The sequence below is a fragment of the Streptomyces sp. R21 genome (assembly GCF_041051975.1).
In the GTDB taxonomy this organism is placed as follows: Bacteria; Actinomycetota; Actinomycetes; order Streptomycetales; family Streptomycetaceae; genus Streptomyces.
The window spans coordinates 7,801,806-7,828,568 of the sequence record NZ_CP163435.1 but is presented as its reverse complement, the minus strand read 5'-3'; the positions used below and the strand labels follow the sequence as shown (position 1 = coordinate 7,828,568).

27 protein-coding genes are annotated in these 26,763 nt (G+C 71.2%); 14 read left to right on the top strand and 13 right to left on the bottom strand.

The features are described from left to right. The first annotated feature begins 35 nt into the window (after positions 1 to 35). The gene (tyrS, locus tag AB5J56_RS34830) at positions 36 to 1,304 is read left to right on the top strand and encodes a tyrosine--tRNA ligase (RefSeq protein WP_369238689.1); all 1,269 of its coding nucleotides are present in this window, start codon (positions 36 to 38) and stop codon (positions 1,302 to 1,304) included. Between the two features lie 87 nt (positions 1,305 to 1,391). On the opposite strand, the gene AB5J56_RS34825 is transcribed toward tyrS, so the two are convergent. Beyond that, positions 1,392 to 1,667: a GlsB/YeaQ/YmgE family stress response membrane protein gene (locus AB5J56_RS34825; RefSeq protein ID WP_369238687.1), complete on the bottom strand. Its 276-nt coding sequence runs from the start codon at positions 1,665 to 1,667 to the stop codon at positions 1,392 to 1,394. Positions 1,668 to 1,912: 245 nt separating this feature from the next. On the opposite strand from AB5J56_RS34825, the gene AB5J56_RS34820 reads away from it, so the two are divergent. After that, positions 1,913 to 2,320, top strand: a complete 408-nt coding sequence (locus AB5J56_RS34820) for a DUF3099 domain-containing protein (protein ID WP_369238685.1) — start codon at positions 1,913 to 1,915, stop codon at positions 2,318 to 2,320. 211 nt (positions 2,321 to 2,531) lie between these two features. Further along, positions 2,532 to 2,813 carry a hypothetical protein gene (locus AB5J56_RS34815; protein ID WP_369238683.1) on the top strand — a complete coding sequence of 94 codons (282 nt, stop codon included), beginning with the start codon at positions 2,532 to 2,534 and terminating at the stop codon, positions 2,811 to 2,813. A 1-nt stretch (position 2,814) separates the two neighbouring features. Here the strand turns inward: AB5J56_RS34815 and moaA are convergent, their stop codons facing one another. From moaA to AB5J56_RS34800, 3 genes are all read right to left on the bottom strand, one after another. After that, on the bottom strand, positions 2,815 to 3,804 hold the full coding sequence (gene moaA / locus AB5J56_RS34810) for a GTP 3',8-cyclase MoaA (protein WP_369238681.1): 990 nt from the start codon (positions 3,802 to 3,804) through the stop codon (positions 2,815 to 2,817). 171 nt (positions 3,805 to 3,975) lie between these two features. Next, entirely contained in the window at positions 3,976 to 5,598 is a 1,623-nt protein-coding gene (locus AB5J56_RS34805) for a cation acetate symporter (protein WP_369238679.1), read from the bottom strand. Next, a complete protein-coding gene (locus tag AB5J56_RS34800) occupies positions 5,595 to 5,951 on the bottom strand; it encodes a DUF485 domain-containing protein (protein ID WP_369238677.1) in 357 nt (118 codons plus the stop codon). Before AB5J56_RS34800 ends, AB5J56_RS34805 begins: the two co-directional genes overlap by 4 nt. 398 nt (positions 5,952 to 6,349) lie before the next feature. Between AB5J56_RS34800 and AB5J56_RS34795 the strand changes: the two genes are divergently transcribed. The 5 genes from AB5J56_RS34795 (at position 6,350) to AB5J56_RS34775 (ending at position 12,651) form a co-directional block, all read left to right on the top strand. Further along, positions 6,350 to 7,876, top strand: a complete 1,527-nt coding sequence (locus AB5J56_RS34795) for a S8 family serine peptidase (protein ID WP_369238675.1) — start codon at positions 6,350 to 6,352, stop codon at positions 7,874 to 7,876. 116 nt (positions 7,877 to 7,992) lie between these two features. Continuing rightward, positions 7,993 to 9,516 carry a S8 family serine peptidase gene (locus AB5J56_RS34790; protein WP_369238673.1) on the top strand — a complete coding sequence of 508 codons (1,524 nt, stop codon included), beginning with the start codon at positions 7,993 to 7,995 and terminating at the stop codon, positions 9,514 to 9,516. A 75-nt stretch (positions 9,517 to 9,591) separates the two neighbouring features. Continuing rightward, a complete protein-coding gene (locus tag AB5J56_RS34785) occupies positions 9,592 to 10,122 on the top strand; it encodes a hypothetical protein (protein ID WP_369238671.1) in 531 nt (176 codons plus the stop codon). 22 nt (positions 10,123 to 10,144) lie between these two features. Beyond that, positions 10,145 to 11,536: a CoA transferase gene (locus AB5J56_RS34780; RefSeq protein WP_369238669.1), complete on the top strand. Its 1,392-nt coding sequence runs from the start codon at positions 10,145 to 10,147 to the stop codon at positions 11,534 to 11,536. A 110-nt stretch (positions 11,537 to 11,646) separates the two neighbouring features. Then, positions 11,647 to 12,651 (top strand): CopD family protein, encoded by a 1,005-nt coding sequence (locus AB5J56_RS34775; protein WP_369238667.1) that lies wholly within the window; start codon positions 11,647 to 11,649, stop codon positions 12,649 to 12,651. Here AB5J56_RS34775 and AB5J56_RS34770 read toward each other — a convergent pair whose 3' ends face one another. From AB5J56_RS34770 to AB5J56_RS34735, 8 genes are all read right to left on the bottom strand, one after another. Then, positions 12,652 to 13,698 (bottom strand): zinc-dependent alcohol dehydrogenase family protein, encoded by a 1,047-nt coding sequence (locus tag AB5J56_RS34770; RefSeq protein ID WP_369238665.1) that lies wholly within the window; start codon positions 13,696 to 13,698, stop codon positions 12,652 to 12,654. A 65-nt stretch (positions 13,699 to 13,763) separates the two neighbouring features. Then, positions 13,764 to 14,435, bottom strand: a complete 672-nt coding sequence (locus AB5J56_RS34765) for a lysoplasmalogenase (protein WP_369238663.1) — start codon at positions 14,433 to 14,435, stop codon at positions 13,764 to 13,766. Continuing rightward, the gene (locus tag AB5J56_RS34760) at positions 14,432 to 15,304 is read right to left on the bottom strand and encodes a sterol desaturase family protein (RefSeq protein ID WP_369238661.1); all 873 of its coding nucleotides are present in this window, start codon (positions 15,302 to 15,304) and stop codon (positions 14,432 to 14,434) included. The genes AB5J56_RS34765 and AB5J56_RS34760 overlap by 4 nt, the downstream gene beginning before the upstream one ends. Before the next feature lie 130 nt (positions 15,305 to 15,434). Then, positions 15,435 to 16,145: a VIT family protein gene (locus AB5J56_RS34755; protein WP_369238659.1), complete on the bottom strand. Its 711-nt coding sequence runs from the start codon at positions 16,143 to 16,145 to the stop codon at positions 15,435 to 15,437. Between the two features lie 54 nt (positions 16,146 to 16,199). Further along, positions 16,200 to 17,426 carry an amidohydrolase family protein gene (locus AB5J56_RS34750; RefSeq protein ID WP_369238657.1) on the bottom strand — a complete coding sequence of 409 codons (1,227 nt, stop codon included), beginning with the start codon at positions 17,424 to 17,426 and terminating at the stop codon, positions 16,200 to 16,202. Continuing rightward, entirely contained in the window at positions 17,423 to 18,706 is a 1,284-nt protein-coding gene (locus AB5J56_RS34745) for an amidohydrolase family protein (protein ID WP_369238655.1), read from the bottom strand. The genes AB5J56_RS34750 and AB5J56_RS34745 overlap by 4 nt, the downstream gene beginning before the upstream one ends. Positions 18,707 to 18,735: 29 nt before the next feature. Next, positions 18,736 to 19,620 (bottom strand): SDR family NAD(P)-dependent oxidoreductase, encoded by an 885-nt coding sequence (locus AB5J56_RS34740; RefSeq protein WP_369238653.1) that lies wholly within the window; start codon positions 19,618 to 19,620, stop codon positions 18,736 to 18,738. Beyond that, complete coding sequence (locus AB5J56_RS34735) at positions 19,620 to 20,417, bottom strand: acetoacetate decarboxylase family protein (RefSeq protein ID WP_369238651.1); 798 nt, start codon at positions 20,415 to 20,417, stop codon at positions 19,620 to 19,622. Before AB5J56_RS34735 ends, AB5J56_RS34740 begins: the two co-directional genes overlap by 1 nt. Before the next feature lie 107 nt (positions 20,418 to 20,524). Between AB5J56_RS34735 and AB5J56_RS34730 the strand changes: the two genes are divergently transcribed. The 6 genes from AB5J56_RS34730 (at position 20,525) to AB5J56_RS34705 (ending at position 26,171) form a co-directional block, all read left to right on the top strand. After that, positions 20,525 to 21,166, top strand: coding sequence for a TetR/AcrR family transcriptional regulator (locus AB5J56_RS34730; protein WP_369238649.1), 642 nt, complete (start codon positions 20,525 to 20,527; stop codon positions 21,164 to 21,166). A 163-nt stretch (positions 21,167 to 21,329) separates the two neighbouring features. Next, positions 21,330 to 22,313 carry a DEDDh family exonuclease gene (locus AB5J56_RS34725; protein WP_369238647.1) on the top strand — a complete coding sequence of 328 codons (984 nt, stop codon included), beginning with the start codon at positions 21,330 to 21,332 and terminating at the stop codon, positions 22,311 to 22,313. Between the two features lie 93 nt (positions 22,314 to 22,406). Then, a complete protein-coding gene (locus AB5J56_RS34720) occupies positions 22,407 to 22,640 on the top strand; it encodes a hypothetical protein (RefSeq protein WP_369238645.1) in 234 nt (77 codons plus the stop codon). A 78-nt stretch (positions 22,641 to 22,718) separates the two neighbouring features. Next, entirely contained in the window at positions 22,719 to 23,507 is a 789-nt protein-coding gene (locus AB5J56_RS34715) for an SURF1 family protein (protein ID WP_369238643.1), read from the top strand. A gap of 91 nt (positions 23,508 to 23,598) precedes the next feature. Then, positions 23,599 to 25,410 carry a glycoside hydrolase family 15 protein gene (locus AB5J56_RS34710; RefSeq protein WP_369238641.1) on the top strand — a complete coding sequence of 604 codons (1,812 nt, stop codon included), beginning with the start codon at positions 23,599 to 23,601 and terminating at the stop codon, positions 25,408 to 25,410. A gap of 5 nt (positions 25,411 to 25,415) precedes the next feature. Beyond that, on the top strand, positions 25,416 to 26,171 hold the full coding sequence (locus AB5J56_RS34705) for an SDR family oxidoreductase (RefSeq protein WP_369238639.1): 756 nt from the start codon (positions 25,416 to 25,418) through the stop codon (positions 26,169 to 26,171). A gap of 10 nt (positions 26,172 to 26,181) precedes the next feature. Here the strand turns inward: AB5J56_RS34705 and amaP are convergent, their stop codons facing one another. After that, positions 26,182 to 26,760: an alkaline shock response membrane anchor protein AmaP gene (gene amaP, locus AB5J56_RS34700; RefSeq protein ID WP_369238637.1), complete on the bottom strand. Its 579-nt coding sequence runs from the start codon at positions 26,758 to 26,760 to the stop codon at positions 26,182 to 26,184. Between the last annotated feature and the right edge of the window lie 3 nt (positions 26,761 to 26,763).

Sequence of the window (26,763 nt, the reverse complement as noted above, 5' to 3'; positions counted from 1 at the left end):
AGATTCACCGGACCTTTCAAGGAGATACGAGAACCGTGACGGACATCGTCGACGAACTGAAGTGGCGCGGGCTGATCGCCCTCTCCACTGACGAGGACGCATTGCGCAAGGCGTTCGCGGACGGTCCCGTCACGTTCTATTGCGGCTTCGACCCGACCGCGCCCAGCCTGCACCTCGGCAACCTGGTGCAGATCCTGACGATGCGACGGATCCAGCAGGCGGGGAACCGTCCGCTGGGCCTGGTCGGGGGCGCCACGGGCCTGATCGGCGACCCCAAGCCGAACTCCGAGCGCACGCTCAACGCACCGGAGGTCGTGGCCCAGTGGGTCGAGCGGCTGCGCGCACAGATCGCGCCGCTGCTGGACTTCGAGGGTCCGAACGCCGCGATCATGGTCAATAACCTGGACTGGACCCAGGGCCTGTCGGCCATCGAGTTCCTGCGTGACGTCGGCAAGCACTTCCGGGTCAACAAGATGATCGCGAAGGAGGCCGTCTCCCGGCGGCTCAACTCCGACACGGGCATCAGCTACACGGAGTTCAGCTACCAGATCCTGCAGGGCATGGACTTCCTGGAGCTGTACCGCAGGCACGGCTGCACGCTGCAGACCGGCGGCAGTGACCAGTGGGGCAACCTCACCTCGGGCACCGATCTGATCCACCGGGTCGAGCCGGAGGCCGCGGTGCACGCCCTGGGCACCCCGCTGATCACCAAGGCGGACGGTACGAAGTTCGGCAAGACCGAGTCCGGCACGATCTGGCTCGACCCCGAGATGACCACGCCGTACGCCTTCTACCAGTTCTGGCTGAACGCGGACGACCGTGACGTCTCCAAGTTCCTGCGCATCTTCAGCTTCCGGTCCCACGAGGAGATCGAGGAGCTGGAGAAGCAGACGGAGGAGCGTCCGCAGGCCCGCGCCGCGCAGCGCGCGCTGGCCGAGGAGCTGACGACGCTGGTGCACGGCGCCGGCCAGACGGCCGCCGTGATCGCCGCGTCCAAGGCCCTCTTCGGGCAGGGCGAGCTCGGTGAGCTGGACGACGCGACGCTGACCTCCGCCCTCTCCGAGGTGCCGCACATCAAGGTCGCGGAGCTGGGCCAGGTGGTCGACCTGTTCGCCGAGGTCGGTCTGGTGGCGAGCAAGTCGGCCGCGCGTCGCACGGTCAAGGAGGGCGGCGCCTACGTGAACAACGTCAAGGTCACCGCCGAGGACGCGGTCCCCGCCGCGGAGGATCTGCTGCACGGGCGCTGGCTGGTGCTGCGCCGGGGCAAGAAGAACCTGGCCGCGGTGGAGGTCACGGGCGTCTGAGTCCGCGTACGGCATGACGAAGGGGGGCGGCTTCCCGTGTGGGAGGTCGCCCCCTTCGTCGTAGGCGCGCTTTCGTCGTAGGCGCGCTCAGGCCCGCTGTTTGTTGCCCCGCACCGCCATGTAGGCCATGTCGCCGAGGAAGACGATCACGATCGCGGCCACGAGCTGGAACGCGTGCCGGGTCCAGTCGATGCCCGAGGTCGCGTCGACGCCGAACCCGCGCGCGATCGCATTGCCGGCGATGGCGCCGAGCATGCCGAAGATGGTCGTCAGCCAGAGGGGGCTGTGCTGCTTGCCCGGAATGATCGCCTTGGCGATCAGACCCAGTACGAACCCGACGATGATCGCCCACAACCAGCCCATGGCTGCCTCCTAGTACGGCTCTACGTGAGCATTACGCCCAGTCTTGACCGGTCCGTCGTACGGCGCATGTCGGGCAGGGCCGTACGCGGTACGGCGCAGGTCGGCCAGCCAGGAAGGACCCGACCCGGTCTCGAAGCCGACGCAGTCGCGGCGTAACGTGGAACGTGTTCGGGCCTGGTTCCCTGACCGGGTACGGGGCAGGTACGGGCCGGGGAGAGTCCGACACAGGCGGGTGGTGGAATGTCATGCGGAAGCAGACCAAGAGCCAGGTCTTCCGGATCACCGGAGCCAGGCAGGGACTCGAGGACGACGTACGGGGCCGGCAGCGCCGGTACGTCATCTCCATGTCCGTCCGTACGGTCTCCGTGATCCTCGCCGCTACGCTGTGGAACGTCGAGCGGCACGTCGCGCTTGTCGCGCTGGTACTCGGCGCGCTGCTCCCCTATGTCGCGGTGGTGATCGCCAACGCGGGCCGGGAGAACGTGCCGTCGCTGCCGTCGACGTTCGTCACCACTCCCCTCCGGCCGATGATCGCGCCGCCCCGGCAGGACGGCTTCGCCGCGCCGCGCGACGGCTTCGCGGACCCCGTCCCGGAGGACGTCGTGGCCGACCCCGGGGCGGGTCCTCGGGGCGAATCGCGCGAGCGGACCTGACCACCGGGGATCCGCCGGAAACGGAATCCAATGGCTCGCCAAGCTCAAGAAAAGCTCAGATCAATCATGTAGTTCAGGTGCCGGGCACCGGGTCCCCCGTGACATACTTCGTACGCGCTCCGCATCCCCCGTCGGAGCGACGGACCGACGCCGGGCAGCTCCCCCCGTGGCTGCTCGGCGTCGCCTTTTCGGAGCCGTTTAGGGTTGCGGTGTGAACCTTCCCCTCCCTGACTCCGCCCCCCTCACCGCACAGTGCTCGGCCAAGGGCTGCCGTGCCGACGCGGAGTGGGTGCTCGCCTGGAACAACCCGAAGCTGCACACGCCGGAGCGGCGCAAGACATGGCTCGCGTGCGAGGAGCACCGGGAGCATCTGTCCAAGTTCCTTGGCATACGCGGGTTCTTGAAGGACGTCGTGCCGCTGGCGGAGTGGGAGGACTCGAACACGCCGGGCTCCCCCGAGGCCTCGCACTCGCCGGAGCACCCCGAGGCCTAGCTCAGCCGCCGATCGCCGACATCGGCCGGTCCGGCTGGACGAAGGTGGGATCGTCCAGGCCCGCGCCCGCCTTCTTGCCCCACATCGCCAGGCGCCAGATGCGGGCGATCTCCTCGTCGGGGGCGTCCGAGCGCAGGGCGGCCCTGAGGTCGGTCTCCTCGGTGGCGAAGAGGCAGGTGCGGATCTGGCCGTCGGCCGTCAGTCGGGTGCGGTCGCAGGCGGCGCAGAACGGGCGGGTGACGGAGGCGATGACACCCACGCGGTGCGGGCCGCCGTCGACGAGCCAGCGCTCGGCGGGGGCGGAGCCGCGCTCGTCGGCGCCCTCCTCGGTGAGCTCGAAGCGCGTACGCAGTGAGGTGAGGATGTCGCCCGCGGTGACCATGCCCTCGCGCTTCCAGCCGTGCTGGGCGTCCAGCGGCATCTGCTCGATGAAGCGCAGTTCGTAGTCGTGCGCCACGGCCCAGGCCAGCAGGTCGGGGGCCTCGTCCGCGTTCAGTCCGGGCATCAGGACCGAGTTGACCTTGACCGGGGTGAGGCCCGCGTCGCGGGCGGCTTCGAGGCCGTCGAGGACGTCCTTGTGGCGGTCACGGCGGGTGAGGGTCTTGAAGACGTCCGGGCGCAGCGTGTCCAGCGAGACGTTGACCCGGTCCAGGCCCGCGGCCTTCAGCGCGGTCGCGGTGCGCTTGAGGCCGATGCCGTTGGTCGTCAGGGACATCTGGGGGCGCGGGGCGAGGGCCGCGACGCGCTCGACGATGCCGACGATGCCGGGCCGCAGCAGGGGTTCGCCGCCGGTGAAGCGGACCTCGGTGATGCCGAGGCGCGTCACGGCGATGTCTATGAGGCGGACGATCTCGTCGTCCGTGAGCAGGTCGGGCTTGGCCAGCCACTGGAGGCCCTCTTCGGGCATGCAGTACGTGCACCGGAGGTTGCACCGGTCGGTCAGTGAGACGCGCAGGTCGGTGGCCACCCGGCCATAGGTGTCGATGAGCACGTGGGCCCCCTCCCTCGTTCAGGATCACAAGTTCCGGACAAGACCGAGCCTACGTGACGGGACTGACAACAACACCGGCCCGATCCCACGAGACACCGCGCGGCCCCGTCGTAGGGACCTACCAGCAGTGATCTGCCGGTGGCCTACGGCGGGGCCGCGCGGTGCCGGGACTCAGTGCGCGCCGGTACCCGTGAGGGAGCGGACCTCCAGCTCGGCGTACTTGCCGGTGTCGGGCTCCTCCTTGGACAGCAGCGTGCCGAGCCAGCCCAGCAGGAAGCCGACCGGGATGGAGATGATGCCGGGGTTCTCCAGCGGGAACCAGTGGAAGTCGACGTCCGGGAACATCGAGGTGGGCTTGCCGGAGACGACCGGCGAGAACAGCACGAGGCCGACGGCGGTGACCAGGCCGCCGTAGATCGACCACAGCGCGCCCGGGGTGGTGAACTTCTTCCAGAAGAGGCTGTAGAGGATCGTCGGCAGGTTGGCGGAGGCGGCGACCGCGAAGGCGAGCGCGACGAGGCCTGCGACGTTGAGGTCGCGGGCGAGTGCGCCCAGCAGGATGGATACGGCGCCGATGCCCACCGTGGCGTACCGGGCGGCGGTCATCTCCTGCTTCTCGGTGGCCTGGCCCTTCTTGATGACGTTCGCGTAGATGTCGTGGGCGAACGACGAGGAGGAGGCCAGCGTCAGGCCCGCGACGACCGCGAGGATCGTGGCGAAGGCGACGGCGGAGATGGAGGCGAGCAGGATGGCGCCCCAGTTGGAGTCGACTCCGCCGAGATGGAGCGCAAGGAGTGGTGCGGCCGTGTTGCCCGCCTTGTTGGAGGCGATGATCTCGTCGGGTTTGATGAGCGCGGCGGCGCCGAAGCCGAGCGCGAGCGTCATCAGGTAGAAGCCGCCGATGAGGCCGATCGCCCAGTTCACGGACTTCCGCGCGGTCTTGGCGGTGGGCACGGTGTAGAAGCGGATCAGGATGTGCGGCAGGCCCGCGGTGCCCAGGACCAGGGCGATGCCGAGCGAGATGAAGTCCAGCTTGGTGGTCGAGGTGGCGCCGTACTTGAGGCCGGGTTCCAGGAAGGGGCTGCCCTTGCCGCTGTTCTCGGCCGCCTTGCCGAGCAGGTCGGAGATGTTGAAGTCGAACTTCAGCAGGACCAGGAAGGTGAGCAGCAGGGCGCCGATGATCAGCAGGACGGCCTTGACCATCTGCACCCAGGTGGTGCCCTTCATGCCGCCGATGGTGACGTACACGATCATCAGGACGCCGACCAGGGCGACGATGCCGACTTTGCCCGCGTCGCTGGTGATGCCGAGGAGCAGCGAGACGAGGACGCCGGCGCCCGCCATCTGGGCCAGCAGATAGAAGATCGAGACGACGATCGTGGAGGTGCCGGCGGCCGTGCGCACCGGGCGCTGGCGCATGCGGTACGCGAGGACGTCGCCCATGGTGTAGCGGCCGGAGTTGCGCAGCGGTTCGGCGACCAGGAGCAGGGCCACCAGCCAGGCGACCAGGAAGCCGATGGAGTACAGGAAGCCGTCGTAGCCGAAGAGGGCGATCGCGCCCGCGATGCCGAGGAACGACGCGGCGGACATGTAGTCGCCGGAGACGGCGAGGCCGTTCTGGAATCCGGTGAACTGGCGGCCGCCCGCGTAGAAGTCGGCGGCGCCCTTGGTCTGGCGGCCCGCCCAGACGGTGATGACCAGGGTCGCGACGACGAACACCGCGAAGAGGCTGATGATCAGCGGCCGGTGCTCGCTCGCCTCACCTGCGGCGAGAAACGTCTGTGCGGGGCTCATGCGCCGCCCTCCATCCGGGACTTGATCGCATCCGCCTTGGGGTCGAGCTGGGCAGCGGCGTGCCGCGAGTACCACCAGGCGATGAGGAACGTGGTGAGGAACTGGGCGAGACCGAGGACCAGGGCGACGTTGATGTTGCCGACGACCTTGGTGCCCATGAAGTCGCCCGCGTAGTTGGAGAGCAGGACGTACAGCAGGTACCAGGCGATGAAGCCGACGGTCAGCGGGAAGGCGAAGGAGCGGTGGGAGCGGCGCAGTTCACCGAACTCCGCGCTCTCCTGCACCGTGACGAACTCCTCGGTGGAGGGGAGTTGGGTGGGGGATTTCGGGGGAGGTGGTGCGTCGGTGGCCACGGAGTCTCCTCGCGTTGCGGCGGCTGTTGCGACGGTGGACGCACGCGAGTCGGGGTTCGCGGACGCCGGGTGCGAGTGGGGGCTCGCGGAGGACTGGCTGGGCATGGACATGACTGATCTGACCTCACAGTGACGTGGATCACGTGAGCCGGGGGTGATGGTAGGACCCCGGAGCGTGATCCGACAGGGGGCTCGATCGTGCTCGCGCTCCCTGCTCAAGGTCACGGCGCCACGCGAGGACCGGTTCAACTGGCCGCGTTTCTTTCGGAAGTCATCGGCGGAAGCCATTGCTGGCCAGGTCGGGCGGGAGATAGCTTCGGCCTGCACCCCCCGTCATGTACCTGCCCGAGCACCACCTGTGTTCGGGCTGTTCCGTTTCCGGATGATGTGGAGACCCCATGGCTCATCTGCGCTCAAGACGTCGCCTCGCCCTGGCCGTTCCGGTGGTTCTGTCCCTCACCGCCTCCCTCGGATTCCTGCCGGGCGTCGCGTCGGCCGCTCCGCTCACCACGGCCGCGTCGACGACCGCGGACGGTCCGAATCTGGCGTACGTGGTCAACACCAAGGCCGACCACCGCACGATCGAGTCGGTGAAGAAGGCGATCTCCGCGGCCGGCGGCAGTGTCGTCATCGCGTACGAGAAGATCGGTGTGATCGTCGTCCATTCGGCCAACCCGGACTTCGGCAAGCAGATACGGGGAGCGCGCGGGGTGCAGTCGGCGGGTGCCACGCGGACGGCGCCGCTGACGGCCGCCGGCACGACCGACGAGGGCGCGGTGCAGAAGCTGTCCGCCGCCGAGGCCGCCAAGGTCTCGGGGGCCGCCACCGCGGCCGAGGAGCCGCTCGAGGCCGACCAGTGGGACCTGCGCGCGATCGGCGCCGACAAGGCCGCGAAGATCAACCCGGGCAGCAAGAACGTGACGGTCGCCGTGATCGACGTCGGCGTCGACGACACCCACCCGGACCTCGCCCCGAACTTCTCCGCCTCGCAGTCCGCGAACTGCGTGGGCGGCAAGCCGGACACCACGTACGGCGCCTGGCGTCCGGTGGACGCCGACCACTACCACGGCACGCATGTGGCGGGTGAGATAGCCGCCGCCCGCAACGACATCGGCGTCGCGGGCGTCGCGCCCGGCGTGAAGGTCGCGGGCATCACGGTGGGCGAGCCGGACTCCACCCAGCTGTTCTACCCGGAGAGCGTCGTCTGCGCCTTCGTGTTCGCCGCCGACCACGGCGTCGAGATCACCAACAACAGCTACTACGTGGACCCGTGGCTGTACAACTGCCTCGACGATCCCGACCAGCGTGCCATCGTCGACGCGGTCAACCGCGCCCAGCTGTACGCCCAGAGCAAGGGCACCCTCAACGTCGCCTCGGCGGGCAACTCCAACGACGACCTCGACGCCGACTCGCTCGTCGACGACTCCAGCCCGGACGACTCGACCCCGGTGCCCCGCACGGTCGACCCGCACAAGTGCTTCGACGTGCCGACCCAGCTGCCCGGCGTCGTCACCGTGAGCGCGACGGGCGTCACCGGCGCCAAGTCGTACTACTCCAGCTACGGCCAGGGCGTCGTCGACGTCGCGGGCCCCGGCGGCGACAAGTACAAGATCCCGGACACGCCGTCGAAGAACGGCCGCATCCTCTCCACACTGCCGAACAACCAGTACGGCTACCTGCAGGGCACCTCGATGGCGTCGCCGCACGTCGCCGCGGTGGCCGCGCTGCTGAAGTCCACGCACCCGTGGGCGACTCCGGCCCAGCTGCAGGGGCTGCTCAAGGCGCAGGCGGACAACCCGGGTTGCCCGACCGACCCGTACGACGGTGACGGCGACGGGGTCGTGGACGCCACCTGCGTGGGCGGCAAGGTGCGCAACGGCTTCTACGGATTCGGCATCGTCAACGCGCTGAAGGCGGTCAAGTAACCGATCGCACGCGGCGGCCGGTTGTCCCACGTGGTCGTCCCGCGACGACCGGCCGCCGCTCCGGGCTTCCGCACGGCTCGTACAGCTCGTCACGCGAAACGAACTGGAGATCCTTCATGACAGCGCCTCACCCGCGCTCCCGCCGCGCGATAGCCGTCCCGCTCGGGATGGCTCTGGCGACGGCACTCGCCTTCCTGCCGAACGTCAGCGCGTCCGCGGCCCCCGCGGCCGCACCGCAGGCATCGGCGGCGGATGCGCCCTCGCTCAGCTATGTGGTCAACATCCGCCCCGGGAAGGGCACTTCGTCACACGTGAAGAAGGCCGTCGCCGACGCGGGCGGCACGATCGTGGCGTCGTACGACCAGATCGGCGTGCTCGTCGTCCACTCGTCGAACGCCGGCTTCGCCAAGACCGTCCGCACCGTGCGCGGTGTGGAGTCGGCCGGCGCCACCCGCAACGCGCCGCTGCCCGCGCAGTCGACCACCGATGTGGGTACGCCGAAGGTGCTGACCTCCGAAGAGGTGGCGAGCGCCGAAGCCGTCGACGGGCAGGACCCGTTGGAGCCCCTGCAGTGGGACCTGCCCGCCATCAAGGCGGACAAGGCGCACGAGGTGACGCTCGGCAGCAGGGACGTCACGGTCGCCGTGATCGACACCGGCGTCGACGACACACACCCCGACATCGCGCCCAACTTCGACCGCGACGCGTCGGTCAACTGCGTGTCGGGCAAGCCGGACACGACCGACGGGGCCTGGCGGCCCAGCGCCTCGGAGAGCCCGCACGGCACGCATGTCGCCGGTGAGATCGCGGGCGCGAAGAACGGCGTCGGCATCACGGGTGTCGCGCCCGGCGTGAAGGTCTCCGGCATCAAGGTGGCCAACCCGGACGGCTACTTCTACACGGAGGCCGTGGTCTGCGGCTTCGTGTGGGCGGCCGAGCACCACGTCGACGTGACCAACAACAGCTATTACACCGACCCCTGGTACTTCAACTGCAAGGACGACCCGGACCAGAAGGCCCTGGTCGACGCGGTCACCCGCGCCTCGCAGTACGCGGAGAAGAAGGGCACGGTCAACGTCGCGGCGGCGGGCAACGAGAACTACGACCTGGCGGCCGACTCGATCACCGACCCGGTCTCGCCCAACGACGGGACGCCGAGCGACCGGGTGATCGACCCCTCCAAGTGCTCTGACATCCCGACCCAGTTGCCGGGCGTCGTCACGGTCGCGGCGACCGGTGCGAAGGGCATCAAGTCGTCCTTCTCCAACCACGGCCTGGGCGTCATCGACATCGCCGCGCCCGGCGGCGACTCGACGCGGTTCCAGACCCCGGCCCCGCCGGCCACCAGCGGCCTGATCCTGGGCCCGCTGCCCGGCGCCAAGTGGGGCTACATGGCCGGTACGTCGATGGCCTCGCCGCATGTCGCGGGTGTCGCCGCGCTCATCAAGTCGACGCACCCGCACGCTCCGGCAGCCCTGGTGAAGGCACTGCTGTACGCGGAGGCCGACGCGACGCCGTGCACCGACCCGTACGACATCGACAGCGACGGCAAGGTCGACGCGGTGTGCGAGGGCACGAAGAACCGCAACGGCTTCTACGGCTGGGGCACCGCGGACGCGCTGGATGCGGTGACGAAGTAACGACAGGCACGCGCGTGTGAAGGGGTCGGGGACAGCTTCCCCGGCCCCTTTGCGCGTGAGGCAAGATCTACGGCCATGGACAGGTACGAAGATCCCGCCACCTGGATGCCGGAACGAGTCCGGCCCAAGGGGCAGTTGGTGGTCCGTTTTGCTCTCACGGTCCTGTACACCCCCGTGCAGATCGTGATGTGGATCGTGGCTCTGGCCGCCTTCTTGGCCGTCGGCCTCGTCACGGAGATCATCACCGTGTTCAGCACCTCGTACGAACAAGGCTTCTTCAAGGCCATGGACCGCGTACTCGACCCGTTGGCGAAGTGGCCCGCCTGGTGCGTCAGCTGGCCGGAGCTGCGACACGAGGGCGACACCGCGTACTACAGGGCGCGGGTCGAGAAGGCGGTCGGCCGCTGGACCACGAAGGCCTCCGCCCCGCGCGAACCCAAGAAGCCACGGCCACCGGTCGAATGCACCATCCCGCTGCGCGACTACCGCGGAGTGGGCGGGAGTTACGTCGCCCAGGTCGCCCTGGCCCAGGGGTGGGAGCTGCGCCCGACGGACGTGCACAAGGAGGTGCGCCTGTGGTGGACGGCCGCCTCCCATGTTGATTGAGTCAATACTGCATAGTGCTGTCATGACCGACATCACGTTCGCATGGTCCGCACTGGGCGGTGACCCCGCGCTGCCGTCCCGGGTCTCGACGGTCGCACGGGACGGCGCGCTCGACGCCCGGCTGCCCGTACGGGAACTGGCCAGGATCTGCGTGGGGGTGTGCTCGCTGGCCGCCGCCGAGCTCGGGGCGCGGAGGGCCGGCCGTGCGGACGTGCCGGAGGTGCGTCTCGACGACGGGGCCGTCGCCACGGCGTTCGTCAGTGAGCGGCATCTGCTGATCGACGGGCGGGCGCCGGTCAACTTCGCGCCGCTGTCGCGCTTCTGGCACACCGCGGACGGCTGGGTGCGCACCCACGCGAACTACCCGCACCATCGCGCGCGGCTGCTCGACGCGCTGGGGCTGCCCGCGGACTCCTCCGTGGAGACGGTCGCCGCCGTGCTCGCGGAGCGGCCCGCCGAGGACGTGGAGAACGCCGTGTACGCCGCCGGGGGCCTCGCCGTGGCGCTGCGTACGGCCAAGGAGTGGACGGCGCACGAGCAGGGCGCCGCGGTCGCCGGCCGGCCCCTGGTCGAGCACGAGCGGCTGGACACCGGCCACGCGCGCGTGCTCGCGCCGATCGGCGACGATCCACTGCTGCCCGCCGCCGGTGTACGCGTCCTCGACCTGACCCGGGTCATCGCGGGCCCGGTCGCCACCCGCACCCTCGCCCTGCTGGGCGCGGACGTCCTGCGGGTGGACGCGCCCCAGTTGCCCGAACTCCCCGACCAGCACGCGGACACCGGCTTCGGCAAGCGGTCGGCGACGCTCGACCTCGGCGCCGACCGGCGCGCCTTCGAGGAGCTGCTCGCCACCGCCGACGTGGTGATCACCGGCTACCGGCCGGGCGCCCTGGACCGGTTCGGGCTCTCGCCCGAGGCACTGATCGAGCGCCGACCGGGCCTGGTCGTGGCCCAGTTGTCGGCGTGGGGCGCGTACGGGCCGTGGGGCGGGCGGCGGGGGTTCGACAGCCTCGTGCAGGTGGCCACGGGCATCGCGGCGATCGAGGGATCGCCGGAGCAGCCCGGCGCGCTCCCCGCCCAGGCACTCGACCACGGCACGGGCTACCTGACGGCGGCGGCCGTGCTGCGTGCGCTGACGGAGCAACTGGAGCAGGGGCACGGCCGCGTCGTACGACTGGCATTGGCGCGGACCGCGCACTGGCTGCTGAACGGGGTCGAGCGGGAGAGTGCGGAGGGTGACCTTTCGAGCCTTCCACGCCTTCCGTACGACCGGCCGGAGCCCTGGCTCGCCGAGACGGACAGTGCACTGGGCCGGCTGCGGTACGCCCTGCCGCCGGTCTCGTTCGAGGGCGGGCCGGTCGACTGGGCGCGGCCTCCGGGGCGCTGGGGGGCGGACTCGGCGCGCTGGGCCTGAGTCACGGGGCGGGCCGGAAACGTACGAATGGGCGGAATGCCGTTCCGCCAGTTGTTTCCCTGCACTTGCCCGGATCTGTGACGTCTGGTGAAGATCCTGAGGTGACGTTGATGAGACCGATCACCGAGGCGGCCGACGCGGAGGGTCCCGGGCGGCGCCCAGGCACCGGCCGTGCCGTCGCCCTCCTCGCCCTGGTGGGACTCGCCACGCTGATCCCACTGCTCGGCCCGCGCGCCGCACTGCACGGAACCGGCGAGGCGGCGGCTCCCGGCGTCGGCGGGATCGCCCTGCTGCGTGCGGTCCTGTTCGCCGCGCTGTGCGTTCCGGCGGGCGAGTTACTGGCGGCCCGGCTGGCCCGCCGGGTGCCGGGCGCGCCCCTGGAGCAGGCGCCGCGCAGCTGGGCGCCGTACGCGGCCATCGCCGGCTTCGTGGCCGCGCTGGGGCTTGCGTCAGTCGTGGCCACGGGGAACCTGCTGCCACACCACCTCTCGGACATCGACGTCGGCGGGCTCTACCAGTCCCGGGACGGCAAGCTGGCGCTCCTGGAGGTCAACGCGTTCCTGGCGGCCGGACTGTGTGCCCTCTCGCGCCGGCCCGGCACCCAGGTGTGGCCGCTGGCCGCGGCGGCCGCGGCGGAGGCGCTGCGCGCGCACCCGGCGACGGAGCACGGCCCTCTCGTGGGCTCCGGCCTGACGCTCGTTCACGTGACCTGCGCGGCGCTGTGGGTGGGCGGCCTGCTGCATGTGCTGCGGCTGTTGCGGAGGTGGCGCGGCGGCCCGGCGGGTGCCGCGCTGTTGGGGCTCTACGCGCGCGTGGCGGCCGTTCTGCTCGCGGCGCTCACGGCGACGGGGCTGTGGAGCGCGCTGCGCCGGATGCCGCCGGGCACGATCGTGGACCAGCTGACGACGACGGCGTACGGGCGCACCCTGCTCGCCAAGGTGCTCCTCGTGGCCGCCGTCGCCGTCCTCGCCCTGTGGGCCCGCCTCCGTCTGCGCCGGGCGCCCGACCCGCTCAGCGCCTGCTCCCCCGCCCGCGGCGAGGTCGTGGCGCTGGGCCTGGTCGTCACGGTCTCGGCGCTGCTGACGGCGCTGCCACTGCCGATCCGCTGGTCGTGATCAGCTGCCCGCGACCAGGACCTTGAGCGCGGTGCGCTCGTCCATCGCCTTGTAGCCCGCCGGGACGTCCTCCAGGCCGACGGTCCGGTCGAAGACGGGCGACGGGTCGATGGTGCCGTCGAGGACGTCGGGCAGCAGCTCCGGAATGTAGGCGCGCACCGGGGCGACGCCGCCGCGCAGGGCGATGTTCCGGTCGAACAGCACGCCCAGGTCCAGGCCCGTGCCACTGCCGTGCGGCACGCCGACGAAGCCGATGGCGCCGCCGTCGCGGGTGATGTTCACGGCCGTCCGCATGGACTGCTCGGTGCCGACCGCCTCGACGACACCGTGCGCGCCCTGGCCCCGGGTCAGCTCGCGCACGGCCTCGACGGCCGCGTCGCCGCGCTCGGCGACGACGTCGGTGGCGCCGAAGCGGCGGGCGATGTCCGTACGCACCTCGTGGCGGCCGAGCGCGATGATCCGCTCCGCGCCGAGCCGCTTGGCGGCCAGGACGGCGCACAGGCCGACGGCGCCGTCCCCGACGACGGCGACGGTCGCGCCGGGCCGGGCGCCCGCTCCGAGGGCGGCGTGGTGCCCGGTGCCCATGACGTCGGAGAGGGTGAGCAGGGCCGCCAGCATGTGGTCGTCGGAGGCCGCGTCCTTGGGAAGCTGGACGAGTGTGCCGTCGGCGTGCGGGACGCGCACGGCCTCGCCCTGCCCGCCGTCGGAGCCGACGGAGCCCCAGAAGCCGCCGTGCTCGCAGGACGTGGTCAGCCCCTCGCGGCAGTAGTCGCACACGCCGTCCGACCACATGAACGGCGCCACGACCAGGTCGCCGCGCCGGACGGTCGAGACCTCGGAGCCGGTCTCCTCGACGATGCCGAGGAACTCGTGCCCGATCCGCTGCCCCGGCTGCCGCGCGGCCTCGCCGCGGTACGCCCACAGGTCGCTGCCGCAGATGCACGAGCGCAGTACGCGCACGACCGCGTCGGTGGGCTGCCGCACCTCGGGCTCGGGCACGTCCTCCACACGCATGTCGAACGGGGCGTGGATGGTGGTGGCGCGCATGGCGGGGTCCTTCTTGTGCGGTGCACGAGGATCCTTCTCGTGCGGGGCGACGGGGTGAGATGCGCTCAGGGGGTGGTTGAGCGCATCTCACCGTACGCCGCCGCGGGCGCGGGTCGCGCGCCGAGGGCTCCCAGCACCCCGCGGGCCAGCAGGTACTGGGCCGCGACGTACGTGAGCATGATCCAGAAGTCCGGCCTCGGGAGCTGCGGCCAGTCGGCGACCCCGGTGGCGATGAGCGTGTCCGAGACCATGAAGAGGGCTCCGCCGAGACCGGCGACGAGGCCGAGCCGGGTGGCCTCGTACGCCATCGCGGTCAGCAGCAGGCTGTAGCCCGCGACGGGGACGCGCAGTTCGGCGGGGAGGCCGGGCCACAGGAGGGCGACGGTGGCGACGACCGCCACGCCGTAGGCGCCGACGAGCCACCCTCCACGCGCGCGTGCCGTCTTTCGGAAGAGGACGAGGTAGCACACGTGGCCCGCCGCGAAGGACGCCATCCCGGCGAGGAAGGCGGAGTCGGCGTCCGAGAGGAGAAACGTGTCGCCTCCCCACCCGAACAGGAGCGCGGCGACAAGGAGCCGGGGTCCGCCGCCTGCGACGACGAAGAGCGCGAGCAGGGGCATGAGGAGCGGCTTGGCCACGAGGTGGCCGGGGGTGAACCCGCAGACCAGCGAGACCAGGTCCACGGCGGCGGTCACGCCGAAGCCGACGAGCAGCACGCGCGCGTGGCGTGGGTTCACGCGACGGGCTCCGTGACGGGCTGCTCCACGGCGGCCGCCGATGCCGGCTGCCAGCCCGGTCCGCGGAAGACCCGCCCCGCCCGCTCGCGCCAGTTCGCGGCCTTCCTCACGTCCCTGGCGATGGCGGCGTACTCGTGGGTGGCCACGCGCAGCGGGTTGTACGTGGCGATGTTCTTGGTCAGCCCGTACACCGGCCGCTCGGTCTCCGCGACGAACGACCCGAAGAGGCGGTCCCAGACGATGAGGATGCCGCCGAAGTTGCGGTCCAGGTAGCCGCCCTGGGAGGCGTGGTGGACGCGGTGGTGCGAGGGCGTGTTGAAGACGAACTCGAAGGCCCGGGGGAGCTTGTCGATGCGCTCGGTGTGGATCCAGAACTGGTAGACGAGGTTCGTGGAGGAGCAGAAGGCGAGCGCGGCCGGGTGCACGCCGAGGGCGATGAGCGGGACGTAGAAGGGCCAGACGGTCCAGGTCGTCCAGGGCTGGCGCAGGGCGGTGGTCAGGTTGAACTTCCGGCTGGAGTGGTGCACCACGTGGCAGGCCCACAGGAGGCGGATCACGTGGTGGCCGCGGTGCGACCAGTAGTAGAAGAAGTCCTGGCCGAGCAGCATCAGCGGGACGGTCCACCACAGGACCGGGACGTGCAGCGGGGTCAGTTCGTAGACCGCGGTGTAGATCGCGACGATCGGGATCTTCCACAGGAAGTCGAAGACGAGGCTGCCGAGCCCCATGCCGACGCTGGTCGCGGCGTCCTTCGTCTCGTACCCCGCTTCCTCCTCGTCGGGATGGATCCGGACGCTCACCATCTCGATGACGGTGAGCAGCACGAAGGCGGGTATCGACCAGACCACGACGTCGGGGAGGTTGGGCATGGGTGCACCGTAGAGCCGCCGGTCGGCCGCGGCTAGACGTTGTTACCCACAAGTATTACCGGCGGTACGCGCTTGCTTGTTGGTGATCTCCGCCAATCGCCCCGGTATTCCTGGGCCGTACGCCGCCCGCTCACACCCCTGCGGCCCCCAGCAGCGCTCCCGCCGCGTACGTGACCGCCATGGCCAGCGCTCCGCCCGCCACGTTCCGCAGCATCGCGCGTCGCGCGTCGGCCGAGCCCAGCCGTGCGCTCGCCCACCCGGTGACGACCAGGGAGGCGAGCACCGAGATCACCGTGACGAGCAGCCGCCAGCTGGTCGGCGGGAGGACGATCGCGAGCAGCGGCAGGAGCGCGCCGACGGTGAAGGCCAGGAAGCTCGCCCAGGCCGCGTGCCACGGGTTGGTGAGGTCGTCGGGGTCGATGCCGAGCTCCACGCGCGCGTGGGCGCGCAGCGCGTCCCGTTCGGTGAGCTGCTCCGCCGCCTCCCGGGCCACCTCGCGCGACAGCCCCCGCTCCTCCAGCAGGCCGGTCAGCTCCAGAAGCTCCGCCTCCGGCTGTTCCCGGAGTTCGCGCCGCTCCGTCGCCAGCGCGGCCATCTCCGAGTCCCGCTGCGTGGACACGGAGACGTACTCCCCCGCCGCCATCGACATGGAGCCTGCCAGCAGCCCCGCGAGGCCCGCCGTGAGCAGCGCGGAACGGTCGTCGGTGGCTCCTGCCACGCCCACGACGAGACCCGCCGTGGACACGATGCCGTCATTGGCCCCGAGGACGGCGGCCCGCAGCCAGTTCAGCCGCGAGCCGAGCGTCCCGCCGTGGGCCTCGTCGTGCGTCGAGTCGGTCACACGGGGAGGATCGCACTCCGGGCGCCCCCGGTCGCGTACCGACCCGGTACGCCGTCACCAGACCCGTACCGACCCCCCCTTCGCGAACGCCGGGCTGGTCGCGTCGGCCGGTGGCTCCTCCAGGGGCTCGGCGAGTTCCTCGACGGTCGGGCCGACCTTGGCCGCGATCGGGTCGAGGAGGTCGAGGTCGAAGCCGTACACATGGGCCGCGTTGCCGCCGGCCATCGCGGCGATCTCCTCGCGGGGCAGGCCGGCGTAGGCGATGCGCAGGCCCTCGCGGGAGTACGGGTAGGTGCCCTCGTCGTGCGGGTAGTCGCTGCCCCACATGATCTTGTCGAGGCCGATGCGGTCCCGCAGCGGCACCTCGTGCGGGCGCATGAAGCTGGCGCCCACGAAGCAGTTGTCGCGCCACACCTGCGAGGGCCCCTTGCCCATGGAGTCGGCGAGGCCCGCGCCGAACTTCGACTCCGCGGTGGAGGACTTGGTGGCGGCCGCGACCAGCCTGCCGTGGTAGTAGTCCAGCATGTCCAGCACCCCGGGGATCCAGCCCGAGCCTTGTTCGGTGAGGACCAGCTTCAGCTCCGGGTGACGGCGGAACGCGCCGCCGAACACCAGGTGCCACAGCGCCCGGTGCGAGAACCAGGTGGTCTCCACCATGAAGACCGCGCGGGCGGCGGGCTCGTCGCCCAGCGGCGGTGAGGCCGAGCCCGCGTGGTGGTTCACCGGCACGCCCAGCTCGGCGCAGACGGCCCAGATCGGGTCGTACGCCGACGAGTACAGCTCGGGCAGGCCCGAGCCCGGCGGTGTGCCGGGCAGCAGGAGCCCGCCCTTGAGGCCCGCGCCCGCGGCCCAGCGGATCTCCTTCACGGCCTCCTCGACGTCGTTCAGGAGGATCTGGCACACGCCCGCCCGGCGGCCCGGCGCGGCCGCGCAGAAGTCCGCCAGCCAGCGGTTGTGGGCCCGCAGGCCCGCCCACCGCAGTGCGAGCTCCTCGGCCGTGGGCGCCGGTGCCATCAGGGACGCGGACGGGAAGAACGGCGGGATCGTGTTCGGGAAGATGACCTCCGCGACGATCCCGTCCCGCTCCAGCTCGGCGAGGCGCCGCTCGGAGTTCCAGTTCTTGTCGGCCGTGTCGGCGAGCAGATCCTCGTACGGGTTGACGTAGGTGGCCGCCCAGGCGTCGAACGCGTCGTGGTGTTCCTTGGCCAGGTACGGCCGGTAGTCGAGGAGATCGGCGCCCGCGTGGCAGTCGGCGGAGATCACCGTGTAGCGGTCGGTCATGAAGTCGCCCCCAGTACCGGGAAGTCGTGGTCGGTCAGCCAGTGGCGGCCGACCTCGCGCGAGCGGGCCCAGGACGCCTCGACGGCGCTCTGGTCGGCGCTCTGGCCGAGGTCGGCCGGGGTGGGGCCGATGCGGCGGGCCAGCGGCGCCAGCTTCTGCGTGTCGAAGCCGAAGACGTCCGCCGCCGCCAGGCCGAGCATCCGGCGCGTCTCGGCGACGGGGATGTCGTGGAAGGTCCGCGACAGCCACGCGCGCGTGTCGGGCCAGGTGCCCTCGGGATGCGGGAAGTCGCTGCCCCAGAGGATGTTGTCGACGCCGATCTCGTAGCGCTGGGCCAGTTCACGGCGCTTGGTGTTGGTCGCGCAGATGAAGACCTGGCGGTCGAGGTACTCGTGCGGCGGACGCTTCAACTCCGCGAAGGGGGACAGCTTCTTGCCGCCGTGCGCGCCCAGATAGAGGCGGTCCATGAACCACAGCAGGTTCGGGAGCCACCAGCAACCCGACTCCGCGACACCGAACTTGAGGCCCGGATGGCGCTCGAAGACACCGGACCAGAGCAGGAACCACAGCGGCCGGGCGGGCCACCAGGTCACCTCGCTGACGTAGATGCCCAGATGGTCGCCGTATTCGTGGCGCGGCGCCGCCCCGGAGTGGGTCATCACCGGCATCCCGCACTCGGCCGCCGCCGCCCACACGGGGTCGTAACGGCGGTCGTGGTACGGCTCCTTGTCGACCCACATGGAGGGGATCATCAGGGCGCCGAGGCCCGACTCCTTGGCCCGGTACACCTCGGCGACCACACGCGCGGGCTCGGCGGTGACGGGCAACAGGGCGACACCGCAGTGCCGTTCGGGGTGCTGCCCGACGAACTCCGCCAGCCAGCGGTTGTGCGCCTGGGCGCCCGCCATGCCGAGGTCCGGGTCCTGGTCGCCGGAGAGGCCGAGGCCCACACCGAAGGGCGCGGCGGTCTGGCTGTCCACGGCGTCGGCGTCCGGGAAGACGACCTCGGCGGCCACACCGTCGCCGTCGAGCTCCTTGAGGCGCTGCGCGGACTCCCAACCGCCGCGCAGCCCCTCCTCGTTGTCGTGGAACCACTTGCTCGCGAACGCCTCGTTGCGGATGCCCAGGCGCGTCATCTCCTCGCGGCGCCGGTCGCGCCCCGCGAGGAAGTCGTCGAAGTCCCGGTGGAAACGGGCGTCCAGATAGGGCCGGTACTCCTCGGTGGGCAGCCCGGCGTGGCAGTCGGAGGAGATGATCAGGTACGGGTCCTGGCCGGTCACAACAGCCTCCTCAGTCCTTCGGTGGTCCTTCAGTCGAGGATGAAGTTCTCCAAGTACGACGGGTCGGCCCGGTCGAGCATCGACTGCGACCGCGCGCGGATCTGCCGGTCGCTGTGCTCGCTCTCGGGCAGCAGCCAGAAGCGGTCCGCCGCGATGCCGTCCGCGACCAGGTCGGCGACCTCCTCGACCGGCGTGAACATCACCTCGTGGCCGGCCTCCTTCATCGCGGCCTCCCACTGGCCGAGGCTGCGGTACGGCGTCTTGCGCGGCCTCTCCTTCGCGTACCGCTCGGGCCGGTTGCGGTGCGACTCCCACAGGCCCGTGCGGAGCATGTGGGGTCCCGGGAAGAGCACGGAGGCACCCACGCGCGCGTGCTCCGCCTTCAGATGCGCGTACAGCGACTCGGTCATCGTCACGACGGCCGCCTTGGTGACGGCGTACACGGAGGCGGTGGGCAACGGGGCGATCCCGCCGTCGCCCGACGAGGTGTTGACGACGTGCCCCGGCTCCCCCGAGGCGATCATCCGGGGAACGAAGGCCTGGATGCCGTGGAAGACACCCCAGACGTTGACCGCGAAGGCCCACTTCCAGTCATTCGGGTCGTGCTCCCACATGCGGCCCTCGGCGCCGGAGCCGACGCCCGCGTTGTTGCACAGCACGTGCACCGCGCCGAACCGGTCGTAGACGTCCTCGGCGAGCGCCAGCACCCGCGCGCGCTCCCCGACGTCCACCACGCGCGCGTGCACGACGGCCCCGTCCTCTCGCAGCCCCGCGGCGGCCTTCTCCAGCGCGCCCTCCTCGACGTCGGCGAGGACCACCTTCAGCCCGTCCGCCGCGAACCGGCGCGCCATGGCGAGCCCGATACCGCTCGCCGCGCCCGTGACGACCGCGACCTGTCCCTCCCGCAGCCGCATCAGACACTCCCCGCGGGCGGCCCGTCGAGGATCTGCTGCGGGTCGTCGTAGCGCTGGTGGATGTAGGGCAACAGGGCCTGCCCGCTGACCCGTTCGACGACCCGGCCCTGCTGGTCGGTGGTCTTCTCGCCGATGGTGATCTCGACGAGTTCGCGTACGGGGAGGTCGGCGACCGGGTCGTACATCGACTCGCGCAGCACGACGTCCCCGGTGACGCGCTCCAGCTTGCGCACCTTCTCGCCCCGCACGCAGTGCACCAGGACGGGGTCGGCGTCGAAGCCCGAACCGTCCACCGCGGGAAGGAACTTGAAGTAGAAGTCGGTCTTCCGGGTCGGCTCGGGCAGCGGCAGGGCTCCGCTCACCGCGCCGCGCACCTCGACGAACGCGATGCCGTGCCGGGCGAGTGCGGCGCGTACGACGAGGCCGTCGCGCTCGACCGTCACCTCGCCGAGCTTCTTGGGCTCCCCGAAGACCTCGCGCCCGCCGATCAGCGCCCGCTCGTGGGTCATCGGCATGACCAGCGGATACCAGCCCTCGACACCGTCGTGCTGGGCGGCGACGCCGAACGAGCCCGCACCGAGCGGGTATCCGGGCAGGTCGACCCTGCTGATGTTGACCCGCACCAGGGGGCGCCCGGTGGGTTTGAGCGGGGGCGGCAGGACCGCCGCGACCGCGTCGGGATCGCTCTCCCAGACGGCCACCACTCCGGTGGACCAGATGTCGGGGAGCCTGGAGCTCGCGGTGCGCGCGGCCGCGATCTCCGCCTCGGTCCGCGCGCCGTACCGCACTCGTGCCATGTGTGCCGCCCTTCGTAGGTCGTGCCTCTCACCGGGGGTCTGTAACAGAGTTACAGCACAGTGCGCGATGGGTAAATACGCGTGCACGAGCGAGAGTTGGGGGCACCATGGCGAGACCGGCACTCACCCGCGAAGAAGTCCTGGAGACCGCCGCGAACCTGGTGAAGCAGCACGGTCCCGAGTCCCTGACGATGCGCAAGCTCGCCGCGGAGCTGGGCACCGCCGTCACCTCGATCTACTGGCACGTCGGCAACCGCGAGTCCCTGCTCGACGCGCTCGTCGAGCGGACCGTCGCCGACCTCGGCGAGATCCGCCCCGCCGGGCGCACACCGGCGCAGCGCGTCGTGTCCGTGGCGCGCGCCCTGCGCCGGCGGCTGCGCGACCATCCGCACCTCGTCGCGATGGTGCACGAGCGCGGTCTGACGGAGCGGATGTTCCTGCCCGCCCAGCAGGTGCTGGTGCGCGAGGTGCACGCGGCGGGGCTGCGGGGCGCCCGCGCCGCCGAGGCGGTACGTGCGGTGCAGTTCCAGGTCGTCGGCTTCGTCCTGGTCGAGCGCAACCGCGAACGCGCTCCCGTGCAGCGGCCCGCCGAGGAGGAGCTGTGGGACGCGGGCGCCGCCGGGGACGACGGGGCACTGGCCCGCGCGCTGGCCCGCCCGGTGGACCAGGAGAGGCTGTTCACCGTCTCCGTACGGGCGCTGGTGGAGTCGCTGCTCGGGCCGGGGGCGGGTCCGGGGCCGCGGAGATGAGCCCGGAGTGGATCTTGCTGCCGGGGCGGGGCCGTCAACTCCGTGACAGCCCGGCGCGATTGCGGGCTCCACGCGCGCGTGGCCGCCCGACGAGCCACGAAGGCCCCCCGTTCCAGGACGGCGGCTACGGCGCTGTCAGTCATGGCCCGTATCCTCAGGGACCATGCTCGAAGACCTGACGACCGCAGCGTCCCCAGCCTCCTGGCCGGCCGCGTATCCACAGGGGTACGCGGTCGTCGACGTGGAGACCACCGGCCTGGCCCGGGACGACCGGATAATCTCGGCCGCCGTCTACCGGCTGGACGCGCGCGGCGAGGTCGAGGACCACTGGTACACGATGGTCAACCCGGAGCGGGACCCGGGCCCGGTCTGGATCCACGGTCTGACGACCGAGATGCTGGAGGGGGCGCCCCTCTTCCCGGACATCGCCGAGGAGTTCGCCGGCCGCCTCGCGGACCGCGTGCTCGTCGCGCACAACGCGGTCTTCGACTGGTCGATGATCGCCCGGGAGTACGCGCGTGCGCAGCGCGAGGCGCCGGTGCGGCAGCGGCTGTGCACCATCGCCCTCTCCAAGGAGCTGGGGCTTCCGCTGCCCAACCACAAGCTGGAGTCGCTCGCCGCGCACTTCGGTGTCGTCCAGCAGCGCGCGCACCACGCGCTGGACGACGCGCGCGTGCTCGCCGAGGCGTTCCGGCCCAGCCTGCGCGCCGCCGCCCGCGGCGGGGTACGGCTGCCGCTGCTGGAGTGCCTGCCGCTCAAGGAGTGGTCCGACAGCACCTCCCCGCGGATCGGTCAGCAGTCCTCCGGGGGCTACCGGCCGACCAGTTGGCGCCCTTCACGCAAACGTCCCGCATGCCCCCATCCCAACCCAGGTCGCTACGAAGACGGCAAACCGCTCAAGCAGGGCATGCGGGTCGCGTTCTCCGGGGACACCTCGGTCGACCGCGAACTGCTGGAGGACCGCGCCGTCGAGGCCGGGCTCCATGTCGCGACGAGCGTGTCCCGGCTGACCAGCCTCCTCGTCACCAACGACCCGGACTCGGCCACCTCCAAGGTGGTCAAGGCCCGCCAGTTCGGCACCCCGGTGATCGACGAGGCGGCCTTCGGTCAGCTGCTGCGGGACGTGGAGCCGGCGTCACCGGCGTGATCGCGGTCCCGCTGACGGACGTACGGGTGATTGCCGGGCGACTCGCCCGGCGCCCGCTCGCCCGGGCCGCGTCGGCACCCCACCCTGTGGCGCATGGCGAGATGCGAAGTATGTGGCAATGACTACGGCATGACGTTCGAGGTGCACGCGCAGGGCGCGGTGCATGTCTTCGACTGCTTCTCCTGCGCGATCCACCGGATGGCCCCCATCTGCGAGCACTGTCGCGTCCAGGTCATCGGCCAGGGAGTCGAGGTCGAGGGCCACTGGTTCTGCGGCGCGCACTGCGCCCGCGCCGAGGGGAAGGTGGGGATCGTCGACAAGGTGTGAGCCCCGCACCAGCGGGCCCGCGGCTCTCGACGGGACCCTCCCGTCGGGAGCCGATTCGCCCCGAGTACCGTCAATGGGGTGTACCGCTTCCTGTTGTCCCGGCAGTGGGTGATCCTCACCCTCGTGACGCTTCTGCTGATCCCGACCATGATCAAACTGGGCTTCTGGCAGCTGCACCGGCACGAGCACAAGGTCGCCCTGAACAAGGTGATCTCCAACTCGCTGTCCGCGAAGCCGGTGCCCGCCGAGTCGCTGACCTCCCCCGGGCACCACATCAGGCACGACGACCTCTATCGCCGCGTCACCGCGAAGGGCACCTTCGACACCGCGCACGAGGTCGTCGTCCGGCGCCGCACGAACTCCGACGACGAGGTCGGCTTCCACGTCCTGACGCCGTTCGTCCTCGACGACGGCCGGGTGCTCATGGTCAACCGCGGCTGGATCCCGGCGGACGGCGCGCAGACCGCGTTCCCGAAGATCCCGAAGCCCGCGAAGGGCGAGATCACCGTCACCGGGCGGCTGATGGCCGACGAGACGACCGCCGACAGCGGCATCAAGAACGTCCAGGGCCTGCCCGACCGCCAGGTCATGCTGATCAACAGCGAGCAGCAGGCGAAGTCGCTCGGCAAGCAGGTCCTCGGCGGGTACATCGAGCAGACCTCGCCCGAACCCGCGCACAACTCCCCCGAGCTGCTCTCCGACCCCGAGCACAGCGACATCGGCCCGCACATGGCGTACGCCATCCAGTGGTGGCTGTTCTCGGCGGGCGTCCCCGTCGGCTGGGTGGTCCTGGCCCGCCGCGAACGCCGGGACCGCGAGGAGGCCGCCGCGAAGGAAGCAGTGGAAGAAGCTCCCGTCGCCGTCTGACGCCGGGACAGCCCGAGCCTCAGGAGCGCCCGTGTCACCCTCCCGGCCCTTGCACGGATTGCGCCCGCCCGCCGCAGGGAACCCGGCACACGTGCATCGACGTATCGAGGACTACGCGCTCATCGGCGACGAACGGACCGCTGCCCTGGTGGGGCGCGACGGCTCCGTCGACTGGCTCTGTCTGCCACGGTTCGACTCGGGAGCCTGCTTCGCGGCGCTCCTGGGCGACAAGGACAACGGCCACTGGCGGATCGCACCGAAGGGGGCGGGCCTCTGCACCCGGCGCGCCTACCGGCCGGACACCCTGGTGCTCGACTCCGAGTGGGAGACCGACGAGGGCGCGGTCCGTGTCACCGACCTGATGCCGCAGCGCGACAAGGCATCCGATCTCGTACGCGTCGTGGAGGGCCTCAGCGGCCGTGTGACGGTGCGCAGCACGATCCGGCTGCGCTTCGACTACGGCTCGATCGTGCCGTGGATGCGCAGGGCGAACGGCCATCGCGTGGCGATCGCGGGCCCGGACTCGGTGTGGCTGCGCAGTGAGCCCCAGGTGCACACCTGGGGCAAGGACTTCGGTACGCACTCGGAGTTCACGGTCGCCGAGGGCGAGAAGGTCGCCTTCGTACTCACCTGGCATCCCTCGCACGAGCCGCGTCCGCCGCTCATGGACCCGTACGACGCGCTGCGCTGCAGTGTCGAGGAGTGGCAGGAGTGGGCGGCCCGCTGCCGCTACGACGGGCCGTACCGGGACATCGTCGTCCGCTCCCTGATCACCCTCAAGGCCCTCACGTACCAGCCGACCGGCGGCATCGTGGCCGCCCCCACCACCTCGCTGCCGGAGGAATTCGGCGGCGTCCGCAACTGGGACTACCGCTACTGCTGGCTGCGCGACTCCACCCTGACCCTCGGCGCGCTCCTGTCGGCGGGTTACCACGACGAGGCCGAGGCCTGGCGCGACTGGCTGCTGCGCGCGGTGGCGGGCGATCCGGCCGATCTGCAGATCATGTACGGGATCGCCGGGGAGCGCCGCCTTCCCGAGCAGGAGTTGGGGTGGCTGTCCGGCTTCGCGGGCTCGGCTCCGGTCCGGATCGGCAACGACGCCGTGAATCAGCTGCAACTGGACGTGTACGGCGAGGTCATGGACTCGCTGGCGCTGGCCCGGGAGTCGGGCCTGTCCGTGAAGCCGCACATGTGGCGGCTTCAGTGCGCGCTGATGGAGTTCCTGCAGACGGCGTGGCGGCAGCCGGACGAGGGGCTGTGGGAGGTGCGCGGCGGGCGCCGCCACTTCGTCTACTCGAAGGTGATGGCCTGGGTGGCCGCCGACCGCGCGGTGCGCACCCTGGAGGGCGATCCGAAGCTGCGCGGCGACCTGGACGGCTGGCGCGCGATGCGCGAGGAGGTGCACCGCGAGGTGTGCGAGCGGGGCTTCGACGTCGAGCGGAACACCTTCACGCAGGCCTACGGTTCGCGGGAGCTGGACGCCGCGCTGCTGCTCATCCCGCGCGTCGGTTTCCTGCCGCCCGACGATCCACGGGTGATCGGCACCATCGACGCGGTGCGCGAGGAACTGGGCCACGCCGGGTTCATGCGCCGCTACAGCTCCGAGGAGACGGTCGTCGACGGGCTGCCGGGCAGCGAGGGAACGTTCCTGGTCTGCTCGTTCTGGCTCGCCGACGCGCTGCACATGACGGGCCGCACGAAGGAGGCCCGGGAGCTGTTCGACCGCGTGGTGGGCGTCGCCAACGACGTCGGCCTGCTCTCGGAGGAGTACGACCCCGTCAGTGGCCGCCAACTCGGCAACTACCCGCAGGCGTTCAGCCACATCGGTCTGGTGAACACGGCCCTCGCCCTCTTCCACGAGGAGGGGCAGGATGGGGCGTCCAGTGCCGACGAGGCAGGATAGAGGCCATGGATCTTGGACTGAAGGACCGGGTGTACGTCGTCACGGGGGCCACCCGTGGCCTGGGCAGCGCCGCCGCGCGTGAGCTCGTCGCCGACGGCGCGAAGGTGATCATCACGGGGCGGGACGAGAAGAGCGTCGCCGACGCCGCGTCCGCGCTCGGCCCGAACGCGGTCGGGGTGGCCGCGGACAACGCCGACCCGGCGGCCGCGGCCCGGCTGATCGCGGCCGCGCGTGAGCACTTCGGCGGCTTCGACGGCATCCTGATCAGCGTCGGCGGCCCGGCGCCCGGGTTCGTCGCCGACAACACCGACGAGCAGTGGACGGCCGCGTTCGAGTCCGTCTTCCTGGGGGCCGTACGGCTGGCCCGGGCGGCCGCGGCGGAACTCGACGAGGGCGGTGTCATCGGTTTCGTGCTCTCCGGCTCGGTGTACGAGCCGATCCCGGGCCTGACCATCTCCAACGGTCTGCGCCCCGGCCTCGCGGGCTTCGCCAAGTCCCTCGCGGACGAGCTGGGCCCGCGCGGCATCCGCGTGATCGGCCTGCTCCCGTCCCGCATCGACACCGACCGCGTCCGCGAACTCGACGGCTACTCCGCCGACCCGGAGGCCACTCGCGCCGCCAACGAGTCCCGCATCCCGCTGCGCCGCTACGGCACCCCGGAGGAGTTCGGCCGCGCGGCCGCGTTCCTGCTCTCACCGGCGGCGTCGTATCTGACGGGCATCATGCTGCCGGTGGACGGCGGCATGCGCGCCGGGTTCTAGACCCGGCGCATCAGCTCACCCGCTCGGCCCGGTGTTTGACCCCGCGGAGGCGTACCTCCGCGGGGAGGGCGGCGAGTCCGGCCGAGTCCCGTGCGTGGGCGAGGGCCTCCGTGGTCAGCGAGTGCAGGGCCCGGCCGGGGTCCACATGGGGTTCCAGCAGGAGCTGCACCCGGGTCTCCGGGCTGCTGCGCCGCCCGGTCAGCAGGACCTGCGCCCGCTGGACACCGTCCAACTGCCCTGCCTCATCGGCGAGTACGCCTTCCAGGGCCCGGCCGCGCAGCAGCGCCCCCTCTCCGTCGCCGGTGTCGACGAGCACCTCCGCGAGCCGGCGCCGGCGCAGCACCGCGGTCAGCCACCACAGGGCGAGCAGCACACAGACGGCGAGTACGGCGATGACGGTCGGCCACCACCAGCCGTCGTCCCGCCAGCGGGTGCGTTCGGCGTCGCTCAGCAGCACGTCGTGCCGGCCGTCGTGGATCCACCAGGACGGCGGCTTCAGCCCGAGTCCCACGGCGAGCACGGAGCCGCCGAGCAGCACGAGGACCAGCCCGGCGAACCCGAGCAGGACGCGGTTGACGATCCTGAGCATCGC